Consider the following 24,683-nt stretch of genomic DNA (forward strand, 5'->3'; position numbering starts at 1 on the left):
GGCAGGGTGCAAATTTGGTTGCGTAATCAACAAAGGCACGTATAATCTAAACCAGCTTGAAAGGGCATTAGTTATGTCAATGAGTATGATGTTTTGCATCTTTCCCTGTTGTTCATAAGTTAATCCCATTTTTGAGCTTTACCCGCTGAAAAGCATTAAGTAATTATTTTGAATACAGGTTAAAGATATGTCTAACATGATCACCGGTACCGTTAAGTTTTTCAACGAAACCAAAGGTTTTGGCTTCATCCAGCAAGAAAACGGCCCGGACGTTTTCGTTCACTTCAGCGCTATCAGCGGTAACGGCTTCCGTACCCTGGCTGAAGGTCAGCGCGTACAGTTCTCCGTGACCCAAGGTCAGAAAGGCCCGCAGGCTGAGAACGTAACTGCTCTGTAATTCTTACAGAATTTAAGAAAGCCGTGGTACCTCTGGTGCCACGGCTTTTTGTTTTATGGCATATTCATACACCACATCTGCCTCTGACGATCATCATGCTCTCATCACTCTTGTTCGCCGTGACGCTATCCACTCTTGCCAAGCCCCCCGTGCCGGATCCTGTGGCAAGCGAGGCGGTGACCGTGTGCCAGCAATTCGTGCAGGTACGCCTGGGCAAGGCAGAGCTGCCCGAGGAGATCAAGGCGCTGCCTGTGCCGAAACGGGCGGGGGAGTGGTTGATCGACGGCAAGATAAAAGGACCCGAAGGTCCTTTGCTGTTTGCTTGTCTGCTGCGGCAAGGGGAGCATTGGAAGTTGCTCAACTTCTCGCTCTGGGCGCCGCAGGAGGTCAACTCGGTTTGAGTGCCACCAGCAGGTGTTGGAGGTGCTCGAGCATGGTCATGCCGAAAGGAGTCAGATAGCCGCCATCGGTTGCGCTGATCAGGCCTTGCTGATGCAGACGCTCCGCCGCTAGGCACAGCTCGTCAGACATGTCGCTGCGTAACTTGATCCCCAAACTCATGTTGGCCGGATCAAAGCATGCCAGTATTTTCAGCTCATTCACAAAATCGTCAGAAACCTGGTCGATCCCACTCATGGATGCACTCCTTACGCTAAAGATGTATGCAAACTAGCATTCCCGGTTTTACTTTAGTGGGCGCTGGCTCAAACTATTGGGCTTTGTCCGGACCGGTGCGGTGCGAACGCTGCTTTTTTGGCCGCAGGCCCGCGTCTGGCAGGCGTGATGGCTCAGGCCTCGGGTCGCCAAACATGGTAGGATAGTCCCACTTTTGTCTTTCTGGCCAGGTTGAACACCGGTCTTCCAGCTCAAGGCGTCTCTCATGATCACAGTCACTCTGGTCTCTCTGCTGCACTCCCTAGGTCCCCGCTTTCCGGTCTATGCCTCCTCCTTGCTGCTGCCCCTGCTCGATGAGCATCAGGGCGATCTCTGGTTGCCGGCCATCAAGGGGGGAGACATGACGGCCCTGCGTCAGCATGCCAAAGCCAAGAGTGCCCAGCTGCTGGCGCCGCTGGCGGCGGGGTGGTGTGACTTCGCGGCCGGCGAGGCGGGCGATACCCCCGAGCTCGATGGGCTGGCGAGTTACGATGAAGAGATGCTGGACAACCTGCTTATGTATTGGCACAGCCCGGCCAAGATCAACAGCCCGATCACCGATAACTTGTTCGAGCTGCGCCGTGGGGTGGTGGATGAAGCCCATGGCACCAAGCTGGCGGCCGCCTGGGAGCAGCAGCAGCAGGCCAGATTCGAGCAGATCATGCAGGGCGTGCAGGCCGGCCGCTCCCAGCTCTGCTTCGTGGAGGTGGAGTCTGCCTACTGGCTGCGCCAGCGTTTCACCGAAACCCCGGATATCACCCTGATCACCCCGACCCTGGGTTGAACCATCCTGATGGCCGGCCGGTCGACCGCATGCTCATGCTGGACAAGCCGCCGGCAAGATGTGAACATGTCGCCCTTTATTGAATGAGAGACTTGACCGATGAGCTATGAACTTAGCGACACCGAGCGCAATGCAGCGCTGCAACTGAACGCCGACTACCGCTTCGATCACTTCATCAGCAAGCTGGTCGAGCACGAAGAGCTGTATGTCCTGACCGACGAACACGGCGTCATGATGCTGACCACCGAAGATGAAGACTGCATCCCGGTCTGGCCGCACCCGGAATACGCCAAGGCGTGGGCCGAAGGCGAGTGGGCTGACTGCAAGCCGCAATCCATCACCCTCAAGGTGTGGCTGGAGCGCTGGGTCGATGGCATGGAGCAGGACGAACTCTGCGTCGCCGTGTTCCCGACCCCGGATCAGGAAGGCATAGTGCTGGAGCCGGCCGACGTGGCCGACGCCATCGCCCAGAAACAGGCCAAGCGCGGCTAAGCCTCGCCGCTGGTGCTGTCACCATGAAAAGACCCCGCCTGTGCGGGGTCTTTTTGTTTGCGGCCAGGCTCAAGGCTGCCGATAGCGGGTATCGATCAGGGTGACGGGGGGGAAGCGCTGCCCGCTCTTGATGGCGGTCAGCGTCTCTGTCTTCAGCTTCTCGTCAAGCCAGAACAGGCCGCCGAAGCTGTAACCCGAGTTGGCACCATCGAGCGGCCAGTAGAGCACATCGCTCTGGGGCGTCGCCGGGATCTTGGGCAGACGCACCCAGCGCCAGGCACCGGCTCTGGTGTAGGGCACCTGATAGGCGGGCACGAAGCTTGCCAGTTCAAAGAGTCGCTGCTGGATCTGGCGCGACAGCTCGGCCTTTCTGGCGAAGTCGAATGCCTTGTCATACTGTTCCACCAGGGCCGAGATGGCATCGTCGTCGATGTTCATGATGTTGTTGGTCTGCGGCTTGTTGGCATTGATCTTGTGGAAGAACTCCCAATAAGCGGGGTAGCGGCTGCCGCTCCAGGCCATCCAGGCACTCTGGTGTTTCTTCTCCAGCATGGACTTGAAGCCGGCGGAGGCATCCATCAGGTTCAGCTCCAGATTGAGGCCCGCCTTCTTCGCCTCCTCCCGCAGCAGGGTCAGGCGCTGGGCATGCTCCGCCGTGGTGTAGGTGATGCTGAGGCTCAGCGGCTGCCCCTTGGCGTTTTGCAGGATGCCATCCGGCCCCGTGCTGGTGAAGCCCGCCTTGGCGAAGTAGTCCCGGGCGAGCTTGGGATCGAAGGGGCGTGCCTTGAGATCCGTGTTGGTGAAAGCGCCCTGGCCAGAGCCATAGCTGTTGAGGCGCTGATAGTCACCGCGCAGCAGGGTCGCGATCATCTTGTCGATGGCCAGCGCATGCTGGATGCCGAGCCGCACATCGAGATCCTTGAGCAGCGGATCGGCGGTGTTGAGGTAGAGCCCGGTGGGCGATTGCGGTGTCCGGGTATAGAACCAGCGTCTCTCGATGTAACCCTTCTCGAATTCGGCGGTCTTGCTCTTGTCGTGCCACCAGCTGGGAATGGTCAGCGGGAAGCTGTCCAGCTCGCCGCGCAGGAAGTGCTGCCAAGCGATGTTCTGATCCCGCAGCACCTTGATCTCTATCCTGTCCGGGTTGAAGCGGTGCTGGAAGTAACGCTCGTCGTTGCCCCACCAATCCTTGACCCGCACGAAGCTGACGGACTTGCCCTTCTTCACCTGGTCGATCCGATAGGCGCCGGTGACCGGCAGCACCTTCCAGTTGTACTCCTTGACCCAGTTGGCGGTGAGCGCGATGGCGTGGCTCGGCTCGGGGGCGAAGGGGAGCGAGTCGAGCAGATCCTCGCGGCTCTTCTCGCTGCCGCTGGTGATGGAGAAGGTCTTGTCGTCGAACTTGGTGACCTCCACTATCTGGGTCGAGTAGTAGTTGTTGTACCAGGGATCGTTGATCTCCTTGCTGCGCATCATCTTGAGGGTGAACAGCCAGTCGTCGGCGCTGACCGGCTGGCCGTCTGACCAGCGAGCCTTGGGGTTGATCCTGAAGTAGAGCGTCTTGTGATCGGCGCCGAACGCCCACTGGTTGGCCAGCATGGGCATGGGCTTGCCGGTGAGGGGATGGGTGGCGAGCAGGGGCAGGGTAGTCTCCCTGATGTAGCCGGCGAAGCCACCGTTGGAGTCCGGCCCAAATTTACGCAAGGTGAGCGGGAAGCTGATCATGAAGTCGTGGAAGGTGCCGCCACGCCGGGCGGCCGGATCGGCGTAGACAGGGTCGGTGTCGTTGCTCTCCCACGCGAGATCCGCCGGCAGGCTGGCACTCCAGCCGGTGGCGCTCCAGCAGAGGGTGAGGGCCATCGCCGTGGTGCGGAGCACGCGCGGTAACGGGTGGCTAGCCGATGATGAACTGTGCAGCATGTCCTTGCTCTCCTGAGGTTCGGCGTCCTGCCGGGATCAAACGATATCAGGCCCGCGAGGGCCTGTCTCAGAATGGGAACTTTCCCCGCATTGGTCAATGGGCGGCGTGACGACTCAGTGGTTGGGCTGTGCCTTGAACAGCCGCAGTCGTCCCCCCAGCAGGTGCACCACGAAGCCGAGCAGCACCAGCCCTGAGCCCAGCCATTGCAAGGGGGTGGGATGTTCATCGAGCAGGATGGCGGCGGTCACCATGCCGACGCAGGGCACCAGCAGGGAGAGCGGCGCGACCTGGGCCACCGGGTAGCGCATCAGCAGGCGGCCCCAGAGGCCGTAGCCGAGCCAGGTGGCGACCAGCGACAGATAAAGCACGCACAGCAACCCCTGCCAGCTGACGTGCTGCAGGCTGTCGACGATGCGCGCCTGCCCCTCGAACAGCCAGGAGAGGGCGAGGAACGGCAAGATGGGCACCAGGCCACCCCAGGCGATGAGGCTCGGCAGGGAGGTCTGGTAGCGCAGGCCGATCTGGCGGTTGATGACGTTGCCGAGCCCCCAGCAGGCGGAGGCGCACAGGGTCAAGACGAAGCCGAGCAGGGTCAGGTTGCCCTCGCCGTTGTCGGCGATCAGATAGAGGCCGGCCCCCGCCAGGGGCAGGGCGATCCAGTGATGGGTCTGCCAGCGTTCCCCCAGCCAGATCATGGCGAACAGCAGGGTGAACAGTACCTGGGATTGCAGCACCAGGGAGGCCATGCCCGCCGGCATGCCGAACTTCATGGCACTGAACAGGAAGGCGAACTGCCCCAGGCTGATGGCGCCGCCATAGGCCAGCAGCCAGCGCCAGGGCATGGCGGGCCTGGGCACCAGCAGGATGGCGGGGAACACCACCCCGATGAAGCGCAGCGCCCCCAGCAGCAGCGGCGGTATGCCGTCCAGCCCCCACTTGATCACCACGAAGTTGAGCCCCCAGCAGAGGATGACCAGGGCGGCCAGACACTTGTCCTTGGTTTGCATGACTCTTCCTTGTTGGATCAGGGAGGCGTTCACCGGACGGGCCGGTGAGTCGACAGAGACTCGAGCATAACCTCTAAGGGGTGACCGGCGTCAAGTTGGCACGGTGCAATCAGGGCATCAGGCGGCGACGAAGTGCAGCGTCACGCCACGAGCCTTGAGGGCGTCACGCATGGGGGCGGGCAGGGCATCGTCGGTGACCAGCACGCCGATCTGGCCGGGTCGGCCGAGCTGGCTGGGATGGATGGCGCCAAACTTGCTGCTGTCGGTGATGACCACGTTGGTCACTCCCTTGGCCAGCACGCTGTTGACCACGTCGGCCCGCATCATGTCGCGGCCGGTGAAGCCCACCTCGGGATGAAAACCATCGACCCCGATGAAGGCCTTGGAGAAGTGCACCTGTTCGATGCAGAGCCGGGTGAGCGGCCCCACCACGCTCTCGCTCTGCTGCTGGTAGAGGCCGCCAAGCAGCACCACCGGGGTCTGGGTGTCCTTGAGCAGGTGGGCGATGAAGCTGCTGATGGTGATGATGGTGACCCGCTTGTTCAGGGCCAGATGGCGGGCCAGCAGGGCGTTGGCGCTGCCTCCCTCGATAAACACCGTCTCGCCATCGTCCACCAGCTGGGCGGCCCGCTCGGCAAGGCGCTCCTTGAGCAGGTAGTTGATGTTCATGCGGGCATCGGGATCATCGCTGTCCAGCGCCATGGCCGAGCCGTGCACCCGCTTGAGCAGCCCCTGCTTCTCCAGCGCGGTGAGGTCGTTGCGCACCGTGACCTCGGACACGCCGGTCTGTTCAGCCAGCTCGCTCACGCTCATCTTGCGAGCCTGATGGACCAGGGTGAGGATCTGTTGGCGGCGTAGGTTCATGGTGATGGCTCGATTCGAACGATGGAGAAGCATGGCGGCCAGTGCCGCCATGAGGGTCGCCGATCAGCGATGCTGCTCAGCGCGGCGATGATATCACCTCGCGCATCCGGCGATAAGATGGCGCCGGCGCGCGAGTGGCAGGTCGCCGCTTGCACCTGCCATGCCCGCCAGAGGCTGTGTTCGGTGCGGGCTATGATGTCATCTTGCGCATCCGGGGAGAGCGCGGCGAAGAAGATCGGGTAGATCGTCGCCACCCTCAGTTGCCTTCGGTACATCCGTCAGAGGCTGTGTTCGGTACGGGCGATGATGTCATCCTGCGCATCCGGGGAGAGCGCCGTGAAGAAGATCGGGTAGATCGTCGCCACCCTCAGTTGCCTTCGGCACATCCGTCAGAGGCTGTGCTCGGTACGGGCGATGATGTCATCCTGCGCATCCGGGGAGAGCGCCGTGAAGAAGGCGGAGTAGCCCGCCACCCGCACCACCAGATCCCGGTATTGATCGGGCTGGGCCTTGGCCGCCAGCAGGGTTTCGCGCGAGACGATGTTGTACTGCACGTGCCAGCCCTTGTGCACCTCGAAGAAGGTGCGCAGCAGGCTCATCAGCTTGGCCTTGTCCCGCTCGTTCTCCAGGCTCGCCGGGCTCAGCTTCTGGTTGAGCAGCACCCCGCCGAGGATGGCGGCGGTAGGCAGCTTGCCCAGCGAATTGAACACGGCAGTGGGGCCCAGGCGATCCGAACCCGAGGCCGGGCTGGCCCCTTCCGCCAGTGGGGTACGGGCGTGGCGGCCGTCCGGGGTGGCCTGGGTGGCCGCACCGAAGGGCACGTTGGCGGAGATGGAGGAGGTACCGGCGTAGTAGGTGCCGCCGATGGGACCCCGGCCGAAGCGGGTGTTGTGCAGCCCCTTGAGCTCATCGATGTAGCTCTGGTAGGCGTGCACCAGCAGCAGATCCACCTCGTCCAGATCGTTGCCGTACTTGGGGGCCGCATGGGTGAGGCGCTGGCGCAACTGCTCCCCCGCCAGCCCGGCGAAGTCCTGCTCCAGTGCCTCGGCCAGCACCGCCTGATCGACGATGCCCTGCTCGAACACCAGCTTCTTCACCGCCGCCAGGCTGTTGCCGAGGTTCGCTATCCCCACCTGCAGGCCTGAGACCCAGTCATAGACGGCGCCCCCCTGCTTGATGGTCTTGCCGCGCTCGATGCAGTCATCCACTAGCGTGCTGCAGAGGATGTCGTGGGCCTGTTCCTCCAGTACGCTGTCCACCACGCAGTCGATCTCGATGGACTTGCGGGTGAAGTAGCGTACCTGCTCGTCCCAGCGGGCCATCACCTCCTCGAAGGAGCCGAAGTTGCCTTGGCGCAGCGCCTGGGCCTGGGGCAGGAACACCTTGCCTGTGGTGGCATCGCGGCCGCCATCCAGCGCCGCCAGCAGGATGCGGGCGAAGTTGATGAAGCTCATGCCGGTGCAGCGATAGCCCCACTTGCCGGGCACAGCAGTCTCGATGCAGCCGATGGCGGCGTAGTGGTGGGCATCCTCCACGCTCACCCCCAGCCTGATGAACTCGGGGATGACGACCTCGTCGTTGTTGAAGGCGGGCATGCCGAAGCCGCAGCGGATCACCTGGATGCAGGCGTCGAGGAACGCCTCGCTCATGCCGGCATGGTAGCGCACCGAGAGGTTGGGCTGGGTCGAGCGCAGCTGGCCGCAGGACTCGAGGATGGCATGGGACAGACCGTTGACCGCGTCATGGGCCTGGCCATCGCGCCAGGTCTGGCCGCCTATGGTGACGTTCTGGTAGAGCGGGCTGCCGGCGGAGGCCTTGGAGTGGGTGCCGGAGCGGATCTTGTTCACCTCCAGCAATTTCAGCCAGCACCCTTGCAGCAGCTCGATGGCACGCTCGCGGGGCAGGGTCTCTGACAGCTCAACCTCGCGGCGATACCAGGGATAGAGGTACTGATCCATCCGGCCGAAGGAGACGGAGTGGCCGTTGGACTCGATCTGCAAGATGAGCTGGATGAAGTAGCAGAGCTGCAGCGCCTGCCAGAAGGTTTCCGGCGGCTGGTGGGCGATGCGCTCGCAGTTGGCGGCCATGGCCAGCAACTCGTTGCGACGCTCTGTACGGGATTCACTCCCGGCCATCTCGCGGGCCAGGGTGGCGTAGCGCTCTATCTGATCGCTCACCGCATCGAGCGTGATGGCCACCGCCTGCAGGAACTGCTCGCGCCGCAGATCCGCCCAGTCGGCGAGATCGAGCCGGGTGCGCCGCTCGGCCACCCGCGCCTTGACCCCGGCCAGCCCCTTGGCGAGCAACTCCTCGAAGTTGACCGCGAGGTGGGCATCCCCCGAGGTCATGTTGCCCTCGGCCTTGATGATGCCACTCTCCAGCAGCGCCTTCTGCTCGTCGGTGAAGATGCCGAGGCAGCGATCCTGCACTGTCTGGCCGCGCCAGAAGGGGGTGAGGGCGTGAATGGTCGCCTTGTCGGCTTCGCTCACCGCAAAGCCGGCGCCGGGCCTGTCCGCCAGCTCGTCTATCTCCTTCTCAATCCAGCCCACCGTGTACTCGGGGAAGAGCGGGGCGCCGCGCACCTGGCTCGCCTGGTTACCGACGATCAGCTCGTCGTGCTTGATCCAGATGCTGCGCTCCTTGAGGTGGTGAGCCAGCGCCAGGGCGCGGCGCACCGGCAGCGGCCGGGCGAGATGAGCCTGATAGGCTTGCGTGTAGTGGCGGGCACGCTCGGTGCAGACCGGCGGCTGAACGATGTGGATCAGGCTCTCTTTGTGGGCGCGGATCCGCGGGCTGAGGCTATTGAGGTCGAGCTGGGTCATGATCTTATCCTCGGGTCACAGGGGTCAGTCCCTGACGTTGGGCGTATGCGTGGGCAAAGCTGAGTAAATCGGGGTCGTCGAGCTGTGTGTCCGGCGCCAGATAGGGCATATCCAGCAGGGCATATTTGCCCATCCCCAGAGTGTGGTAGGGGAGGAAGTGGATCTCCTGCACAGTGCCGAGGCTGGCGGCCGTGTCTGTGATGGCTTCGATCGATTCGCGGTCTGCATTGAAGCCGGGAATGAGCGGCACCCGGATCTGCATGGGCACGCCGTATTCGGCGAGGCGTTTGAGGTTAGCGATGGGCAGCTCCACCTTGCCGCGAGTCCAGTTGAAGAAACGCGCTTTATCCACGTGTTTGAGGTCCGCCAGCACCAAATCCAGATAAGGGAGGCTTGGCTCAATCTGGTGCCAGGGCACATGCAGGCAGCTCTCGACCGCAGTGTGCAGCCCTTCTGCCTTGCAACGGGCCAGCAGGGCGGCGGCAAAGTCGGGCTGCATAAAAGGCTCGCCCCCGGACAGCGTCACCCCACCGCCACTGCGCTCGAAGAAGGGGCGATCCCGCAGTATGGTGTCCATCAGGGTGTCCAGCGTTTCATCCCGGCCGCACACCTGCAGTGCTTCGCTGGGGCAGAGGCCGCGCAGCCGTTCCATGTCCTCGGCATTGAGGGCTGAACGGGTGAGCTGGATGCCCTCGCTGTCACGCAAGATTGCCGGACAGGTCTGGCTGCAGAGCCGGCATCCCTCGATGCATTGGCGCCGGTCGAGTAGTATGTCCGGCTTGGGAGAGCGGCTTTCCGGGTTTTGACACCACAGACAGGCCAGCGAGCACCCCTTGAGAAACACCAGGGTGCGAATGCCGGGGCCATCGTGAGTTGAATATCGTTGCAGGTCGAAAATCATACCGCCTCCTTTTGTTTTTTCATTCTATTTGCTTTCATTCGAAAGTTGATTTGATTTCGATCAAGCAATTTGCAGATGTTTTGTCGCTAGAATGGCGACATATTGAACATCCCGTTAAGGAGTTAGAGATGGAGCTGTATCTCGATACCGCCGATGTGGCGGCGGTGCGTCGCTGGTCCAGGATACTGCCGCTGGCCGGAGTCACCACCAACCCGTCCATCGCCGCCGCCGGGGGCTTGCCGCTAAGAGAATTGCTGCCGGCCTTGCGCGAGGTGCTGGGGCCCAAGGCGCGGCTGTTTGCCCAGGTGATGGCCAAGAGCGAGACCGAGATGGTGCGCGAGGCGTTCGCCCTGCGTGAGCTGGACCCGGATCTGGTGATCAAGATCCCGGTCTGCGCAGAGGGGTTGGCGGCCATCAAGAGCCTGACCGCCAACGGCGTGCCGACCCTGGGTACCGCCGTCTACACCCCGCTGCAGGGGTGGCTGGCGGCCCAGGCGGGCGCCGAATATGTGGCCCCCTATGTCAACCGGCTGGATGCCCAGGGCGGTGACGGCATCGCCACGGTGCGGGAGTTGCAGCAACTGCTGGCGCTGCACGCCCCCGGCAGCAAGGTGCTGGCGGCCTCCTTCCGCACCCCGCGCCAGGCGCTGGACTGCCTGCTGGCAGGTTGCCAGTCCATCACCCTGCCGCTCGACGTGGCCGAGCAGATGCTGAGTGTGCCGGCGGTAGATGCGGCGCTCGCGAAGTTCGATCAGGATTGGCAACGGGCGTTCGCCTGAGGTCCACGACAGGCGTGAGTGAGGATCGAGGCGGGGCAGGAGGGTGGACTAAGCTAGTAGGAGAGCGCCCGATTTGACGGGCGGGTACCGATGGCTGACTGGAGGTGTCCCATGAGCGACCATACCCTGCTGCCCCATGGTGAGGATCTGCGCCGCGCCGTACGCTGGCTCAGCGAACACCATGAACACGACATCCGGGCCATCGAAGAGGCCTGCGTCCGTTTCGATCTCTCCCCGCTGGATGAGGAGTTCCTCCTCCGCTATTGCCGCGAGCAGGCACCGGAGTCTCAGATCCGCTAGACGAAGTGGGCGAGGTCGATCCCGTATTCCTTGGGATCCACCGTGCTCTCTATGCTCTCCTGTCCCCCGTTTCTGGCGAGATCCAGCCACTGCACCTCGAGGTAGTGGCGCTGGGTGGCGTGGTAGATCACCTTCACCACCGGTTTGAGCGGCTCCTTCGCATTGCGCTGCATGACGATGGCCAGCCGTTGGTTGGAGAGCTGCACCAGGGTGCCGACCGGGTAGACTCCCATGCACTTGATGAAGCGGGTCACCAGCGCCCGATCGAAGTGGTGATCGGCCCCCTTGAGCAGGATCCGGAACGCCTGGGTCGGCTGCATCCCCTGCTTGTAGACCCGGTCCGCCGTCACCGCATCATAGACATCGACGATGCCGCTCATGCGGGTGTAGAGGGAGAGCTGCTCCCCCTTCAGGTGGCGGGGATAGCCGCTGCCATCGAGCCGCTCATGGTGATTGGCGGCCACCTCCAGCATGGTGGGGGTGATGCCGGCCGTCGCGAGCAGGATCTCGGCGCTGTGCACCACGTGCTGGCGCATCACGCCAAACTCCTCGTCCGTCAGCTTGCCCGGCTTGTTGAGCACCTCGTCCGGCGTCATGATCTTGCCCACGTCGTGCAGCAGGCCACCCAGGGTCAGCTCCTTGAGCACGTCGCGCTCCAGCCCCAGGTAGCGGCCGAAGTTGGCCAGCAGTATGGCCACGTTCATGGAGTGCTCCATCAGGTAGGCATCCTTGGCCCGGATCCGGGCCAGGCAGAGCATGGCGTCGCCGTGGCTGAACATGGTGTCCACCATCTCCTCGGCGACCGTCGCGAGCGGTGTGATGTCGATGGGTTCTCCCGCCTTGAGCTGGCGAATGAACTTGCCTTGCAGCTCGCGGGCCTCCTGGTAGAGGCGGCGGATCTTGAGTTCGCGGCCTTCGCCGCTGGCGCTGCCACTCGGGCGTGGGGAGGAGGGGGAAATCGGTTCGGGGGCGATGATCTGCTCGATGCCCGCCAGCTTGCTGCGGGAGAGATCCAGCCGCACCGTGATGACGCCACGCAGCACCAGGGATTCGATCTGCTTGCGGTTCGTGACCAGCCCCATCTGGGCTATTTCCATGGCGCCGGTCTGGCTGGTGATGGCGATCACATACATGCCGGGTTGCAGCTGGCTGACGGGGATGACGGGATGAGGCGTGCTCGACTTCATACGGCTTCCTGACATTATTATTATGGGTAACCTGGGTCCTCGGCCTGCAGTCTACCATCGGCCAACGGTCCCGTCATGGCCACATGCGACCACCCAGCCCGCTTAGTGCTGGCGTTGTCGGGCTCGGCCTATATAATGACGCCCCTTTCATGATGGACTCTGAGGTTGTGCATGCGGCTCGATAAGTTTCTTTGCGATTGTTCCGATTTGACCCGTTCCCAGGCGGGCAGGCTGATCCGTCAGGGTGAGGTGATGGTGGACGGGATCCTGGTCAAGCAGCCCGCGTTCCACATCAATGAGCAGAGCCAGGTGGAGTTCGATGGGGTCATGCTCACCCTGGATCAGCGCAATCGCTACTTCATGCTGCACAAACCGGAAGGCTACGTCTGCTCCAACGAGGATCCGGACCACGCCACCGTCTTCCAGCTGCTGGATGAGCCGGCCATGGGCAAGCTGCACGTGGTGGGCCGGCTCGATCTCGACACCACCGGCCTGGTGCTGATCACCGATGACGGTCAGTGGTCCCACCGCATCACCTCGCCCCGCCACGAGTGCGCCAAGACTTACCATGTCTGGCTGGCCGATCCCGTGAGCCCGGACGCCATCTCGCTGTTTGCCGACGGGGTATTCCTGCGCAACGAGGACGACAAGACCCGCCCCGCCCAGTTGGAGCTGCTGGGTGAGTGCGAGGCGCGGCTGACCATCCATGAGGGCAAGTATCACCAGGTGAAGCGGATGTTTGCCGCCATCGGCAACAAGGTGGTCCGGCTGCATCGGGAGCGGATCGGGGTGCTGAGCCTGGACGAAGAGTTGGCACCGGGTGAATACCGTGAGCTGACCGAGGACGAGATCGCCCAGTTCTGAAGGGCGTTAGTCGGCATCTGCTAGGCGTTGAACCTGGCCGGATGCCGATCTGCGCGCCGCTCACCGCCAGCCTCTTAGAGACTGGCGTGAGGATCGTTAGGGGCCGCTGATGCCCAGCACCAGGGCCGTGCCCAGGGTGGCCAGCAGGGCGCCGGCCCAGGCCGCGAGGGCGGGACGCTGGCCCGAATGCCACCACAGCAGGGGCAGCAGTATGACCGGGGTGGTGGAGGAGAGGATCGCCACCATGCCCACCTCACCCTGACGCAGGGCGACCAGGATCAGCGTCATCCCCAGGGCCATCGCCAGGAAGCCGTTGATGCCTATCATCCCCAGCACCCGCCGGTTGATGGGGTTGTGCGGCAGGGCGAGCGGCACCCGCAGCACCCGCAGCACGCAGTGCGCCAGCAGGGCACTGCCCATGCGGATGCCGGAGGCACTCACCGCATCCACCTCGCCGCTCATCATCACGGGTTTGGCGATGATGGCGCCGAGGCTCTGACACAGGGCCGCGGTCAGACCCAGGGCGATGCCGACGGCGAGGTGGCCGCGCACCTGTTCCCATTCGTTGTGTTGCTGGTTGCCGCGCCGTCCGAACAGGATGGCGAGCATGACGCCGGCCAGCACCAGCAGTGCCCCCAGCAGACGCCAGCCGCCGAGTCGTTCACCGAACAGCCAGAGCCCAAGCAGGGCGGAGAAGAGCGCGTGGCAGGAGAACAGCAGGCCACTGCGGCGCGGTCCCAACCGGTTCATGCAGGCGAACAGGGCGGTATCGCCGATGAAGATGCCGATGAGCCCCGACAGGGCCAGCAGGGGCAGGGCGCTCTCGGTGAGGGTCTGCCAGCCGCCTGTGGCCAGGCTGGCGCTCCCCAGCATCAGGCTGACCAGGAACATCCGCCAGCGACTGTAGGCAAAGGCCCCCAGATGGCGGGCCGGTTTGACCGAAATCAGGGCGGCGATCGCCCATAAACTGGCCGCTGCCAGCGCCAGCCACTCGTAGCCCATAAAGATCCCTGAAAATGTAGCTAGAAAGACGGGTCAGGCTGCTGTCAGCGCCTGCCATCCGTACTGCATCAAAACACCTGAAAAAAAACAGCCCGAAAGACTCCATCTCTTCGGCAAGCCCGATACAATACGGGCCGTCTTCGGGGATAACAAGCGCGGCATCATGCATTCCTGTCGAGGCGCGCCGCCGGCCTTCCCCTGTTTGCAGTCCATAGAATTGAATGAGGTTTGTCATGCTTTACCGTTTTGCCCCTCGGCCGGCCCGTCGCTGGTGCTCCCCCTTGCTGCTCGGCCTGCTGCTGACCCCGCCACTGCACGCGACCCAGGTCGTGCAACAGCCGCCGCTGGCGGATCGCCAGACCCTGGTCAAGGGCAACGGGGCCGAGCCGGAGTCCCTCGATCCGGCCCAGATCCGCACCGGCTTCCCGGGCGAGGTGGTGCTGGTTGACCTGTTCGAGGGGCTGGTGAGCGAGGATGGCCAGGGCAAGATAGTGCCGGCCCAGGCCCAGCGCTGGGAAACCAGCAAGGATGGGCTGGAGTGGCGCTTCTTCCTGCGCCCGCAACTCAAGTGGTCCAACGGCGAGCCGCTCAGGGCGCAGGACTTCGTCTATGCCTGGCGGCGGCTGCTGGATCCGGCGCAGGCCTCCCCCTCCGCCGGCTTGCTGCTGGCCACCGGCATCAACAATGCCCAATCCATCTATGCCGGGGCGCTCGATCTCAATGCGCTGGGGGTGGTGGCCGAGGGCGATCAGATCCTCAAGGTGACGCTGGAGCGGCCCGTGCCCTACTTCCTGCAGCTCATCAGCCAGCGCCCCTTCGTGCCGGTCAACGAGCAGGCGGTGGCCAAGTTCGGCAAGCAGTGGACCCAGCCCGGCAAGCTGGTCAGCAACGGTGCCTACAAGCTGGTGAACTGGGTGCCGAACGAGCGCATCGAGGCCGAGCGCAATGCCCAGTACTGGGACGATGCCCATACCCGGATCCAGCGGGTGACCTATCTGCCACTCGCCTCCCAGCACGCCGAGCGGCTGCGCTACGAGGCGGGGGAGATCCAGCTCACCAACAAGGTGGCGCTGGAGTATTACCAGAAGACCAGGCAGGAGACCCCGGAGCGGATCTGGGGCCTGCCGCTGCTGGGCACCTATCTCTACACCTTCAACCTGCGCCGCCCCGAGCTGCAGGACGTGCGGGTGCGCCAGGCGCTCGCCATGACCATAGATCGCCACCTGCTGACCGAGAAGGTCAGCGGCCAGGGCGAGCAGCCCGCCTGGTCCCTGCTGCCCGGCATGCCGGGCTATGAGGCATTAAGGTCCGAGCTGTCGCTGCAGGATCAGCCGACCCGGCTGGCCAGGGCGACCGCCCTGCTGACGGAGGCGGGCTACAACAGCGCCCATCCCCTCAAGCTGACGCTGACCTACAACACCTCGGAGAATCACAAGAAGCTGGCGCTGGCGGTGGCCTCCATGTGGAAGCCGCTGGGGGTGACCGTCGAACTCAACAACATGGAGTGGAACGCCTATCAGGTGGCCAAAGACAGCGGCGACTTCATGCTGGCCCGCTCCTTCCTGTTTGGCGACTACGTGGAGCCTTCCTCCATGCTCAACAGCTTCCGCTGCCAGGATCCCCAGAACGAGAGCGGCTACTGCAACCCGGCCTTCGACGGCTTGTTGCAGCAGGCAGCTGACACCCTGGATGGCACAGTCCGGACCGGACTCTACCGCCAGGCCGAGCAATTGCTGATGGACGAGATGCCCGTCATCCCTGTCTATCACTACAACCAGATGCGGCTGGTGGACCCCAGCCTGCGCGGCCTGCCGAGCCGCAACCTGAAGGGCGCCATCGCCACCAAGGATCTTTATTTCAGCCAGCCATGAGGAACGAGAGATGAAGATAGCCATTATCTCCGACATACACGGCAGCCTCAGCGCCCTGGAGCGGGTGCTGGCGCAGCTTGCCCCCTGGCAGCCGGATCACTACCTGCTGCTCGGGGATCTGCTCAACCACGGCCCGCGCAATCCGGTTCCCGAGGGCTATGATCCCGCCGCCGTGGCCGAGCGGCTCAATCCGTTGGCCCCCCAAGTCATGGCGGTGCGGGGCAACTGTGATTCGGAGGTGGATCAGATGCTGTTGCACTTCCCCCTCACCGCGCCTTACAACCAGCTGCTGGTGGATGAGCGGCGCTGGTTCGTCAGCCACGGTCACCTCTACCGCCCAGGCGAGGTGCCCCTGCCGGCGGGCAGCCTGTTCATCAGCGGCCACACCCATGTCCCCGTGCTGCAGCGGGAAGGGGCGCTGGTGCTGATGAATCCGGGATCCATCTGTTTTCCGAGAGGGGAGTGGGCGGCGAGCTACGGCTGCTATGAGCAGGGCGTCATGCGCATTCATGCCTGCGCCGACGGTGCCGAGCTGATGCGGCTGGTGCTGTGAAACGCTAAAACGGGTGAGAAGAGAGGGAGGGTATTACGCCTTGATGCCCTGGGAGCGGGTGCCGGAGCGGGTGTTGCCCTTGGCGTCATAGGTCAGGGAGTTTCTGTCCCGCAGCTTGCTGAGGAAGCTGGCCAATCGACGGTTGGAGACGATGCTGAGCTCCAGCAGCCGGCCGTTGAGGTCATTCTGCTCCTGGCAGGCGTCCAGCTTGGTCTGCAATGAGTGCAACTGGGCGGGGAAGGCACTGAGCTGTTGCCGCAGATCGGGCAGCTCGGCCAGGCTCTTGTCCAGCGCTTCTATGGTGGCAAGCAGTTGCTGCTTGCGCTCGGCCAGGGCCGGCAAGGCCAGGGCCTGATGTTGTTTGAGCAGGTCAAACTCCTCCGCCAGCAGCGCTTGCATCTGGGAGAGGTACTCGTCTTGGGCGTGCAGCAGTGAAGGCAGGTCCATCATCCCAGACGCTTGTCCAGGTCGGCTTCAAAACTGAACATCTTCTTGGCCACGGCTTCGCTGTCGACCTTGTACTCCCCGCTGGCCACTGCCTTCTTCAGGCTCTCGATGCGGCTTTCGTTGCCGGTCGAGACGGTGTTGAGGGTTTTCTGCATCTGTTGCAATTGCTGCGCCTCGCTGGTCAAGGAGACAGAGTCGGTCTTGACGGTTGCCGCACGGTTGCCTTCGGCCGAAGTCGTGGATTTGGTCGCACCCTGGCTGGTCGCCGTATTCTGCAACCGGTTGTTTGCCAAGTTGTTGATATTGTTGATAGCCATACGGTTTACCTTCGTCTGCTTTGCTGTTCGCTTACCTGTTTATCGGTGACGGCGGTCAGAACTTTAGAAAAAAATTGCTGCATTAATACAACAATCAGAATGGGACCACCACAGTCCCAACGGCCGTGACCTTGCCCTGTACCGGTCTGCCTGAGCGAATGTTAACAAGCCTGATCATGTCTCCGAAGCTGCCATCTTGCAAGGCTCGGGCCATGGTTTTGATCTGCATGCTGCTGTTTTCCGCGCTCAGGGTGACCTGATCCCCCTTGCAGACCACGCAGACCTGGGTTAGCCGAATGGGCTGGCCCGGTTTGAGTTCACGCTTGCTGCGCACCCCGATGAGGGGGGCGGGGTCGCTGAGATAGTCACCGCGGATCAGGGTCTGATCCTGATAGGCCAGGGTCAGCATGGCTTCGCTCAGTATGTCCCCCTTGGCCACTGGGGCTGCGACCGTGACATAGGGTTTCTGGATGCTGACCCGCACCGGCAGGTAGAGATCCCAGGGCGCGGCGCCCTCGCACTTGAGATAGACGGTGGTGTTGCGGCGGATCTCCATCCTGGCGGGGAGGGAGATGGTCAGGCCATCCTCGCAGCGGTTGAGGGGGAGCCGCTCATCGATAGAGGCGGCCTGTACCTCGGCCTGGGCATCGAGGGGGACCTCCAGCTGGTCGAGTACGAACGCCTGCGCCTGCTCTTGCAGATATTGAGTGACCTCGGACGCCATGGCGTGAGAGAGGCTGTAAAACGGCAGTAAGATGAGGAAAAGTCTACTAATCATTTTCGTGTGCCGGCCGATAGGTTGTTCACGTATACCACCGTATTTAACTATGCTTGCTGCGTTTGTCGCAGGATCCGGTTGTCGAGACGGCGATGGTCTGACGCAAGCCAACACGCATGCATGATTAGTGCCAAGCGTTTTTAGGGAGTGTTTATGGCGAGTATTCTTGACTCGGTCAACCAACGGACCCAGCTGGTGGGACAAAACAGACTGGAGCTGTTGCTGTTTCGTCTCAACGGACGTCAAAGATTTGGCATCAACGTTTTCAAGGTGCGCGAGGTGCTGCAATGCCCGCCCTTGACCATTATGCCCAAGCTGAACTCCAGTGTGCGGGGGGTGGCCCACATCCGTGGCCAGACCATCTCGGTGATCGATCTCAGCATGGCGATGGGCAAGCGCCCGATCCAGGATCTGAGCAAGTGCTTCATCATCATCTCCGAGTACAACCGCTCCATTCAGGGCTTCCTGGTGCACTCGGTCGAACGCATCATCAACATGAACTGGGAGTCCATCCTGCCGCCCCCCAAGGGCGCCGGTCGCATCAACTACATGACCGCGGTCACCGAGGTGGATGGCGAACTGGTGGAGATCCTGGACGTGGAGCGGATCCTCAACGAGATCTCGCCGGTCTCGACCGAGGTGAGTGCCGAGCTGGTGGAAGCCAGCGTGGAGCGCAATCCTCACGGGCGCCCGGTGCTGGTGGCCGATGACTCTTCGGTGGCGCGCAAGCAGGTACAGCGGGCACTCGAGGCGATCGGGGTGCAGTGCGTGCTGGCCAAGGATGGGCGCGAGGCCCTCAACATGCTGCTGGAGATGGCCAAGCTTGGGCCCATCAAGGATCAGATTGCGCTGGTGATCTCCGACATCGAGATGCCCGAGATGGACGGCTATACCTTCACCGCCGAGATCCGTAACAATCCCAATCTCAAGGACTTGCATGTTATCCTGCACACCTCTCTGAGCGGGGTGTTCAATCAGGCCATGGTGCAGAAGGTCGGAGCGAACGATTTCATTGCCAAATTCCAGCCGGATGAATTGGCCAAGGCCGTACAAGGCGCTCTCTAATAAAGAAGAACTAACTGCATGAAGACACTGTCGGACGACTTATACAAACAATTCAGCCATTTTCTGGCGCTGCAGAGCGGCATAGTGCTGGGTGACAACAAACAGTATCTGGTCAAGAGCCGTCTGTCGCCCTTGATGGCTCGGTTTGGTATCGAGAGTCTGTCTGAACTGGTGACGCGGGCGATGAATGTGCGTGAGCGGGACCTGAAGATGGCCGTGGTCGATGCCATGACCACCAATGAAACCCTGTGGTTTCGTGATTCCTATCCGTTCCAGCTGCTGAGTGACAAGATCTTCCCCGAGCTTGGCAAGAGCGGCCGCCCGATCAAGATCTGGTCCGCCGCCTCCTCCTCGGGGCAGGAGCCTTACTCCATCGCCATGATAGCGCTGGAGCAGCAGGTCAAACGGCCGGGCACCTTGCCGGGCGGGGTGCAGATAGTGGGGACCGACATCTCCAGCACCATGCTCAACCAGTGCAAGGAGGGGGTCTATGACAGCCTGGCTCTGGCGCGGGGGCTCTCGCCCGAGCGCAAGAAGCTGTTCTTCGAGCCGCACGGCGACAACAAGATGCGGATCTCGGAGCGTGTCAGAAAATTGACCAGTTTCCGGCCGTTGAACCTGCTGGAGAGCTACAGCCTGCTCGGCAAGTTCGACATCATCTTCTGCCGCAACGTGCTCATCTACTTTGCCCCCGAGGTGAAGTCCAAGATCCTCAACCAGTTCGCCGCCAGCCTCAATCCTGGCGGCTACCTGATGCTGGGGGCCTCGGAGTCCCTGGCCGGCCTCACCGACAAGTTCGAGATGGTCCGCTGCAACCCCGGCATCGTCTACAAAGTCAAATAATCCCCCTCTAGTCCCTCTTTGGCACACCTCTTGCTAAACATTCGTCAAGCAGGAGGTGTGCTATGGCAATTTCATTCGACAAGGCATTTGGTGTTCATCAATACACGCTGAGCGTTCGCGCCAAGCGTGCGGAGGTGCTATCCAGCAACATTGCCAACGCGGACACCCCAGGCTTCAAGGCCAGGGACATCAACTTCTCCCAGGCGTTGCAGGATGCCCAGAGCCAGCAAGGGTTCGGGCTGGCCACCACCAGCGAGAAGCATTTCGCCCTGCAGATGGATGCCCCGGGGGCGACCCAGTACCGCAACCCGCTGCAACCCGATACCGGTGACGGCAATACCGTGGACGTGCAGCAGGAGCGCAGCGAATTCCTGCGCAACAGCCTCGAGTACCAGGCCTCCCTCGAATTTATGAACAGCAAGATAAGCGGCCTGCTCAAGGCGTTGAAAGGAGATCAGTGATGAGTTTGTTCAAGGTCTTTGACATCGCAGGCTCAGCCATGAGCGCGCAATCCGTCCGCCTCAACACGGTCGCCAGCAACATGGCCAACGCCGACAGCGTCAGCTCCAGCGTGGAAAAAACTTACCACGCCCGGCGGCCAGTCTTTGCCGCCCAGCTGGATCAGGCCATGTCCGACAAGCAAGCCTCGGTCGGTGTGGATGTGAAAGGCATCGTAGAGAGTGATGCGCCGCTGCTCAAGGAGTACAACCCCAGTCACCCCATGGCGGACAAGGACGGCTTCATCTTCAAGCCCAACGTCAACATGGTGGAGGAGATGGCGGACATGATCGCCGCCTCCCGCAGTTACCAGACCAACGTTCAGGTCGCCGATGCGGCCAAGAAGATGCTGCAGCAGACGCTCGGCCTCGGCAAGTCCTGACACTGAGGGGTTGATTATCCATGACAGAGACCTATGACAGCTTGCCGGGCATCGATAATCAGCCCACCCGACACCGGGTTTGGCAATCCTTGAAAAGAAGGCGGTGATTCAATGGCAGATACCTATGACAGCCTGCTTGGCGTCAACCGGGCTTCGGCAAACCAGACCAGTACGGGCAATACAACTACCCCGAAGAAGGAGCTGGATCAGGCCTCCTTCCTGAAGCTGCTGACCATGCAGCTCTCCTATCAGGATCCCTTCAAGCCGGTGGACAACGCCCAGATGTTGTCCCAGATGACCTCGATGTCGACCTCGGAGGGGATCAGCAGCCTCTCCACCCAGATGGGGAACCTCAACGATCTGATGACCTCCAGCCAGGCGCTGCAGGCCTCGGCGCTGGTGGGGCAGAACGTGCTGATCCCGTCCAACACCGGTTATCTGGAAAAAGACGGTGTCATCTCCGGCATGGTCGCCACCGGCGACGGTGCCAGCAACCTCAAGGTGACGGTGAAGGACGCAAGCGGCCAGGTCATCAAGGAGTTCGCCATCGAGGGGGAACAGAAGGGCAACGTCGCCTTCGAGTGGGATGGCAAGGACAAGGACGGCAACCCGGCCAAGAGTGGCAAATACCAGATTGAGATCCACGGCACCGTCAATGGCAAGTCGGAGAGCATCCCGGCCCTGGCCTACGCCAAGGTCGAGAGCGTCACTCTGGGCACCAGCACCAACCCAAGCACCCTCAAACTCAAGGGACTGGGCGGCATCTATCTGACCGATGTATTGGAAATTGGCGGGACGGGCGGCAAGTCGACCACGACACCGGCTCCGACCTCAAAAGCGTAGTGATCTAAGGAGAAAGACATGTCATTCAACAATGCCCTCAGCGGCATCAATGCGGCTCAAAAAGACCTGAACGTCACCGCGAACAACATTGCCAACGTCAATACCACCGGTTTCAAGGAGTCCCGCGCCGAGTTTGCCGATGTCTATGCCAACTCCATCTTCGCCAATGCCAAGACCCAGGTCGGCAACGGGGTCGCGACGGGGGCGGTGGCGCAGCAGTTCCACCAGGGGGCGCTGCAATTTACCAACAACGCGCTGGATCTCGCCATCCAGGGCAACGGCTTCTTCGTGACCTCGGACGGGATGACCAGTCTGGACCGCACCTACACCCGCTCCGGTGCCTTCAAGCTCAACGAAAACAGCTACATGGTCAGCAACTCAGGGGGTTACCTGCAGGGCTACGAGACCAACGCCGACGGCACCCCCAAGGCGGTCAGCATCAATGCGACCAAGCCGATCCAGATCCCGGATCGGGCCGGTGAACCGGTCCAGACCTCCCAGATCGATGCCGGCTTCAACCTGCCCTCCACCGCCACCCCGCTGGCGGCGGGCAATGGTGCCGGCGATGCCTCCAAGTTCGATCCCAAGGACTCGGCCACTTACTCCTCCTCGACCTCGGTCGTGGTGTATGACTCCCTGGGGGAGCCGCACACCATCACCCAGTACTTCGTCAAAGAAGCCGACCCGGCCGACACGACCAAGGCGGCGGTGCCGACCGCCTGGCGCATGTACCTCTATCAGGGGGACAAGCCTGTCGACGTGGCGGGCGGTACGCCCACCACCATGGCGACCGGCGTCAGCCAGGCGCCCCTGAGCGCCCGCGTGACCTTCGATGCCTCCGGCAAGATGAACCCCACCACCGTCCCGGCGGTCATCAAGACGGTGGCACTGGGGACTCCGGGGGCGGGCATCATCACCAACGGCGCGGATGGCACCCAGGATATCGAGCTCAAGCTCGGCACCGTGACCCAGTACTCCTCGCCATTTGAAGTCAATAAGTTGACCCAGGATGGCTCCACCGTCGGCCGCTTGACCAAGGTCGAGATCACGCCGGATGGCATCGTCTCGGCGACCTACAGCAACGCCACCACGGTCAAGGTGGCCATGGTGGCGGTGGCCAAGTTTGCCAACTCCCAGGGGCTGACCCAGATAGGCGACACCTCCTGGCGCCAATCCCTGCTGTCCGGTGAGGCGCTGCCAGGCACCCCCAATTCGGGCACCTTCGGCTCCATCAAGTCGTCGGCGCTGGAGCAGTCCAACGTGGACCTGACCACAGAGCTGGTGGATCTCATCACCGCCCAGCGCAACTTCCAGGCGAACTCCCGTTCGCTGGAGGTCAACACCTCGCTGCAGCAGAGCATACTGCAGATCCGCTAACCCACTCTCCTCCTGCAAGGGGCGCCTCGGCGCCCCTTTCTGCATCTAGCCGTCGGCCTTTTCCTCCACCGTTTGGCCCGGGTCATCTGTCTTGGCATTCAATTTGCAGTTATCCGCTCAGAGTCATCTGTTTGACGGAGGATCCCATGGATCACCTGCTTTATATCGCCATGTCCGGGGCCAAGGAGAACATGAACAGCCTGGCTGTGCGTGGCAACAACCTGGCCAACGCCAACACCATCGGCTTCAAGTCTGACTTCGAGCAGGCGCGCAGCATGCAGGCGTTTGGCGAAGGCTTGCCCTCGCGGGTGTTCGCCATGACGGAGCGACCGGGTCAGAACCTGCAGCACGGTATGCTGATGACCACGGGGCGGGATCTTGACGTCGCCGTCGACGGACCCGGCTGGATTGCGGTGCAGGATCCCAAGGGGGGCGAGGCCTATACCCGCATGGGCAACCTGCAGCTGAATGCGGCCGGCAACCTGCAGACCTCGACCGGGCTCAACGTGGTGGATGACGGTGGCCAGCCCATAGTGATGCCGCTGCCGATGGAGAAGATCGAGATCAACCGTGACGGCACCATCAGCGGCCGCCCTGAAGGGGCCGCCCCCAACCTGGCGGAGGACTACCAGCGCATCAAGCTGGTCAAGCCGCCGGCGGATGCGGTGGAGAAGGGCCAGGATGGCCTGTTCCGCCGCAAGGATGGCCAGAGTGAGGCCGCCTCCGCCGAGGTCGGCCTGCTGGCGGGTTCGCTGGAGGGCAGCAACGTCAACGTGGTCGACGAGATGACCAACCTCATTCGCTTGCAACGTCAGTTTGAAACTCAGGTCAAGATCATGAAGACCGCCGAGGAAAACGACGAGGCCCAAACCCAGCTGCTGCGTATCAGCTAATCAAGGAGCATTAAATGAATCCTGCACTCTGGATCAGCAAGACCGGCCTCGATGCCCAGCAGACCAACATCTCGGTCACCTCGAACAACCTGGCGAACGCCAGCACCGTCGGCTACAAGAAGGCCCGCGCCATCTTCGAGGACCTGCTCTATCAGAACATCAACCAGCCGGGTGGCCGCTCCTCGGCCGACACCGAGCTGCCCTCCGGCCTGATGCTGGGGGCGGGGGCCAAGGTGGTCGCCACCCAGAAGAACCACAGCCAGGGCAACGTGCAGACCACGGACAACTCCCTGGATCTGATGATCAGCGGCCGCGGCTACTTCGAAATCCAGCTGCCCGATGGCAGCGCGGCCTACACCCGCAACGGCCAGTTCACCCTCAACGACGAGGGCACCATAGTCACCCCGGGCAACGGTTACCCGCTGCAGCCCGAGATCCAGATCCCCGAGAACGCCCAGAGCGTGACCGTGGGGGAGGATGGTCAGGTGTCGGTGCAGCTGAAAGGGGATGGTCAGTCCCAGGTGGTGGGCCAGATCAACACCACCGACTTCGTGAACCCGACCGGGTTGCAGCCCATGGGGGAGAACCTCTTCCTGGAAACCCAGTCGAGCGGCGCGCCCATCCAGGGCACGGCCGGCTCGGACGGGCTGGGGGTGGTCAAGCAGGGCATGCTGGAGACCTCCAACGTCAACGTGACCGAGGAGCTGGTGAACCTGATCCAGGCCCAGCGGGTGTATGAGATGAACTCCAAGGTCATCTCGGCGGTGGACTCCATGATGTCCTTCCTGACCCAGCGGACCTAATCGAAGGCGCGGAGGCGATATGACAAAGAGACAATTTTG

The 24,683-nt window shown here is 62.4% G+C and carries 29 protein-coding genes; 17 read left to right on the forward strand and 12 right to left on the reverse strand.

Annotated elements, in window-relative coordinates; translation table 11 throughout:
• Positions 1-187: 187 nt before the first annotated feature.
• Both AACW18_RS16535 and AACW18_RS16540 read left to right on the forward strand, forming a co-directional pair.
• Complete coding sequence (locus AACW18_RS16535; protein WP_005331438.1) at positions 188-397, forward strand: cold-shock protein; 210 nt, start codon at positions 188-190, stop codon at positions 395-397.
• Positions 398-492: 95 nt separating this feature from the next.
• Entirely contained in the window at positions 493-798 is a 306-nt protein-coding gene (locus AACW18_RS16540) for a hypothetical protein (RefSeq protein WP_218389267.1), read from the forward strand.
• Here the strand turns inward: AACW18_RS16540 and AACW18_RS16545 are convergent.
• Positions 785-1,033 (reverse strand): TIGR02647 family protein, encoded by a 249-nt coding sequence (locus AACW18_RS16545; RefSeq protein ID WP_042654913.1) that lies wholly within the window; start codon positions 1,031-1,033, stop codon positions 785-787. The genes AACW18_RS16540 and AACW18_RS16545 overlap by 14 nt on opposite strands.
• 244 nt (positions 1,034-1,277) lie before the next feature.
• On the opposite strand from AACW18_RS16545, the gene AACW18_RS16550 reads away from it, so the two are divergent.
• Both AACW18_RS16550 and AACW18_RS16555 read left to right on the forward strand, forming a co-directional pair.
• The gene (locus tag AACW18_RS16550) at positions 1,278-1,835 is read left to right on the forward strand and encodes a hypothetical protein (protein WP_218389268.1); all 558 of its coding nucleotides are present in this window, start codon (positions 1,278-1,280) and stop codon (positions 1,833-1,835) included.
• A 99-nt stretch (positions 1,836-1,934) separates the two neighbouring features.
• Positions 1,935-2,327 (forward strand): DUF2750 domain-containing protein, encoded by a 393-nt coding sequence (locus AACW18_RS16555; RefSeq protein ID WP_042654911.1) that lies wholly within the window; start codon positions 1,935-1,937, stop codon positions 2,325-2,327.
• 69 nt (positions 2,328-2,396) lie between these two features.
• Here AACW18_RS16555 and AACW18_RS16560 read toward each other — a convergent pair whose 3' ends face one another.
• The 6 genes from AACW18_RS16560 to AACW18_RS16585 all read right to left on the reverse strand — a co-directional run bounded on the left by AACW18_RS16560 (position 2,397) and on the right by AACW18_RS16585 (position 9,842).
• The gene (locus tag AACW18_RS16560; RefSeq protein WP_218389269.1) at positions 2,397-4,247 is read right to left on the reverse strand and encodes an extracellular solute-binding protein; all 1,851 of its coding nucleotides are present in this window, start codon (positions 4,245-4,247) and stop codon (positions 2,397-2,399) included.
• Between the two features lie 114 nt (positions 4,248-4,361).
• Complete coding sequence (locus AACW18_RS16565; protein ID WP_218389270.1) at positions 4,362-5,255, reverse strand: EamA family transporter; 894 nt, start codon at positions 5,253-5,255, stop codon at positions 4,362-4,364.
• A gap of 117 nt (positions 5,256-5,372) precedes the next feature.
• Positions 5,373-6,119 carry a DeoR/GlpR family DNA-binding transcription regulator gene (locus AACW18_RS16570; protein ID WP_218389271.1) on the reverse strand — a complete coding sequence of 249 codons (747 nt, stop codon included), beginning with the start codon at positions 6,117-6,119 and terminating at the stop codon, positions 5,373-5,375.
• On the reverse strand, positions 6,116-6,373 hold the full coding sequence (locus AACW18_RS16575; RefSeq protein WP_218389272.1) for a hypothetical protein: 258 nt from the start codon (positions 6,371-6,373) through the stop codon (positions 6,116-6,118). Before AACW18_RS16575 ends, AACW18_RS16570 begins: the two co-directional genes overlap by 4 nt.
• A gap of 135 nt (positions 6,374-6,508) precedes the next feature.
• Positions 6,509-8,941 carry a formate C-acetyltransferase/glycerol dehydratase family glycyl radical enzyme gene (locus AACW18_RS16580; protein ID WP_218389273.1) on the reverse strand — a complete coding sequence of 811 codons (2,433 nt, stop codon included), beginning with the start codon at positions 8,939-8,941 and terminating at the stop codon, positions 6,509-6,511.
• 4 nt (positions 8,942-8,945) lie between these two features.
• Complete coding sequence (locus AACW18_RS16585; protein ID WP_218389274.1) at positions 8,946-9,842, reverse strand: glycyl-radical enzyme activating protein; 897 nt, start codon at positions 9,840-9,842, stop codon at positions 8,946-8,948.
• A gap of 128 nt (positions 9,843-9,970) precedes the next feature.
• Here AACW18_RS16585 and fsa point away from each other — a divergent pair, with 128 nt between their 5' ends.
• Positions 9,971-10,621: a fructose-6-phosphate aldolase gene (gene fsa / locus AACW18_RS16590; protein WP_042654906.1), complete on the forward strand. Its 651-nt coding sequence runs from the start codon at positions 9,971-9,973 to the stop codon at positions 10,619-10,621.
• Positions 10,622-10,732: 111 nt separating this feature from the next.
• Positions 10,733-10,921 (forward strand): hypothetical protein, encoded by a 189-nt coding sequence (locus AACW18_RS16595; RefSeq protein WP_042654905.1) that lies wholly within the window; start codon positions 10,733-10,735, stop codon positions 10,919-10,921.
• On the opposite strand, the gene AACW18_RS16600 is transcribed toward AACW18_RS16595, so the two are convergent.
• Positions 10,918-12,108, reverse strand: coding sequence for an HD-GYP domain-containing protein (locus tag AACW18_RS16600; protein ID WP_218389275.1), 1,191 nt, complete (start codon positions 12,106-12,108; stop codon positions 10,918-10,920). The two genes, AACW18_RS16595 and AACW18_RS16600, sit on opposite strands and share 4 nt — an antisense overlap.
• A gap of 171 nt (positions 12,109-12,279) precedes the next feature.
• Between AACW18_RS16600 and rsuA the strand changes: the two genes are divergently transcribed.
• The gene (gene rsuA / locus AACW18_RS16605; protein ID WP_218291953.1) at positions 12,280-12,972 is read left to right on the forward strand and encodes a 16S rRNA pseudouridine(516) synthase RsuA; all 693 of its coding nucleotides are present in this window, start codon (positions 12,280-12,282) and stop codon (positions 12,970-12,972) included.
• Positions 12,973-13,068: 96 nt separating this feature from the next.
• On the opposite strand, the gene AACW18_RS16610 is transcribed toward rsuA, so the two are convergent.
• Positions 13,069-13,974, reverse strand: coding sequence for a DMT family transporter (locus AACW18_RS16610; RefSeq protein ID WP_218328302.1), 906 nt, complete (start codon positions 13,972-13,974; stop codon positions 13,069-13,071).
• 233 nt (positions 13,975-14,207) lie between these two features.
• Here AACW18_RS16610 and AACW18_RS16615 point away from each other — a divergent pair, with 233 nt between their 5' ends.
• The gene (locus tag AACW18_RS16615; protein ID WP_218291951.1) at positions 14,208-15,845 is read left to right on the forward strand and encodes a peptide ABC transporter substrate-binding protein; all 1,638 of its coding nucleotides are present in this window, start codon (positions 14,208-14,210) and stop codon (positions 15,843-15,845) included.
• A gap of 10 nt (positions 15,846-15,855) precedes the next feature.
• A complete protein-coding gene (gene yfcE, locus AACW18_RS16620) occupies positions 15,856-16,398 on the forward strand; it encodes a phosphodiesterase (protein WP_218328300.1) in 543 nt (180 codons plus the stop codon).
• Between the two features lie 33 nt (positions 16,399-16,431).
• Here yfcE and AACW18_RS16625 read toward each other — a convergent pair whose 3' ends face one another.
• The 3 genes from AACW18_RS16625 to flgA all read right to left on the reverse strand — a co-directional run bounded on the left by AACW18_RS16625 (position 16,432) and on the right by flgA (position 17,862).
• Positions 16,432-16,848, reverse strand: a complete 417-nt coding sequence (locus AACW18_RS16625; protein ID WP_218291949.1) for a flagella synthesis protein FlgN — start codon at positions 16,846-16,848, stop codon at positions 16,432-16,434.
• Positions 16,845-17,162 (reverse strand): flagellar biosynthesis anti-sigma factor FlgM, encoded by a 318-nt coding sequence (flgM, locus tag AACW18_RS16630; protein ID WP_042654898.1) that lies wholly within the window; start codon positions 17,160-17,162, stop codon positions 16,845-16,847. The genes AACW18_RS16625 and flgM overlap by 4 nt, the downstream gene beginning before the upstream one ends.
• A gap of 94 nt (positions 17,163-17,256) precedes the next feature.
• A complete protein-coding gene (gene flgA, locus AACW18_RS16635; protein ID WP_042654942.1) occupies positions 17,257-17,862 on the reverse strand; it encodes a flagellar basal body P-ring formation chaperone FlgA in 606 nt (201 codons plus the stop codon).
• A 231-nt stretch (positions 17,863-18,093) separates the two neighbouring features.
• Between flgA and AACW18_RS16640 the strand changes: the two genes are divergently transcribed.
• The 8 genes from AACW18_RS16640 to flgG all read left to right on the forward strand — a co-directional run bounded on the left by AACW18_RS16640 (position 18,094) and on the right by flgG (position 24,644).
• Positions 18,094-19,005: a chemotaxis protein CheV gene (locus tag AACW18_RS16640; RefSeq protein ID WP_218291947.1), complete on the forward strand. Its 912-nt coding sequence runs from the start codon at positions 18,094-18,096 to the stop codon at positions 19,003-19,005.
• Between the two features lie 18 nt (positions 19,006-19,023).
• Positions 19,024-19,848 (forward strand): CheR family methyltransferase, encoded by an 825-nt coding sequence (locus AACW18_RS16645; RefSeq protein ID WP_042654896.1) that lies wholly within the window; start codon positions 19,024-19,026, stop codon positions 19,846-19,848.
• 62 nt (positions 19,849-19,910) lie between these two features.
• Positions 19,911-20,309, forward strand: coding sequence for a flagellar basal body rod protein FlgB (gene flgB / locus AACW18_RS16650; protein ID WP_042654895.1), 399 nt, complete (start codon positions 19,911-19,913; stop codon positions 20,307-20,309).
• Positions 20,309-20,728, forward strand: coding sequence for a flagellar basal body rod protein FlgC (flgC, locus tag AACW18_RS16655; protein WP_042654894.1), 420 nt, complete (start codon positions 20,309-20,311; stop codon positions 20,726-20,728). The genes flgB and flgC overlap by 1 nt, the downstream gene beginning before the upstream one ends.
• Positions 20,729-20,839: 111 nt before the next feature.
• Positions 20,840-21,571, forward strand: a complete 732-nt coding sequence (locus AACW18_RS16660) for a flagellar hook assembly protein FlgD (protein WP_218291946.1) — start codon at positions 20,840-20,842, stop codon at positions 21,569-21,571.
• Between the two features lie 18 nt (positions 21,572-21,589).
• Positions 21,590-22,948 (forward strand): flagellar hook protein FlgE, encoded by a 1,359-nt coding sequence (flgE, locus tag AACW18_RS16665; RefSeq protein WP_218291945.1) that lies wholly within the window; start codon positions 21,590-21,592, stop codon positions 22,946-22,948.
• A 146-nt stretch (positions 22,949-23,094) separates the two neighbouring features.
• The gene (gene flgF, locus AACW18_RS16670; RefSeq protein WP_042654891.1) at positions 23,095-23,841 is read left to right on the forward strand and encodes a flagellar basal-body rod protein FlgF; all 747 of its coding nucleotides are present in this window, start codon (positions 23,095-23,097) and stop codon (positions 23,839-23,841) included.
• Positions 23,842-23,855: 14 nt separating this feature from the next.
• Positions 23,856-24,644, forward strand: a complete 789-nt coding sequence (gene flgG, locus AACW18_RS16675) for a flagellar basal-body rod protein FlgG (RefSeq protein WP_042654890.1) — start codon at positions 23,856-23,858, stop codon at positions 24,642-24,644.
• Positions 24,645-24,683 lie beyond the last annotated feature (39 nt).

It is taken from the genome of Aeromonas sp. sia0103, from assembly GCF_963895295.1.
GTDB lineage: Bacteria > Pseudomonadota > Gammaproteobacteria > Enterobacterales > Aeromonadaceae > Aeromonas > Aeromonas encheleia.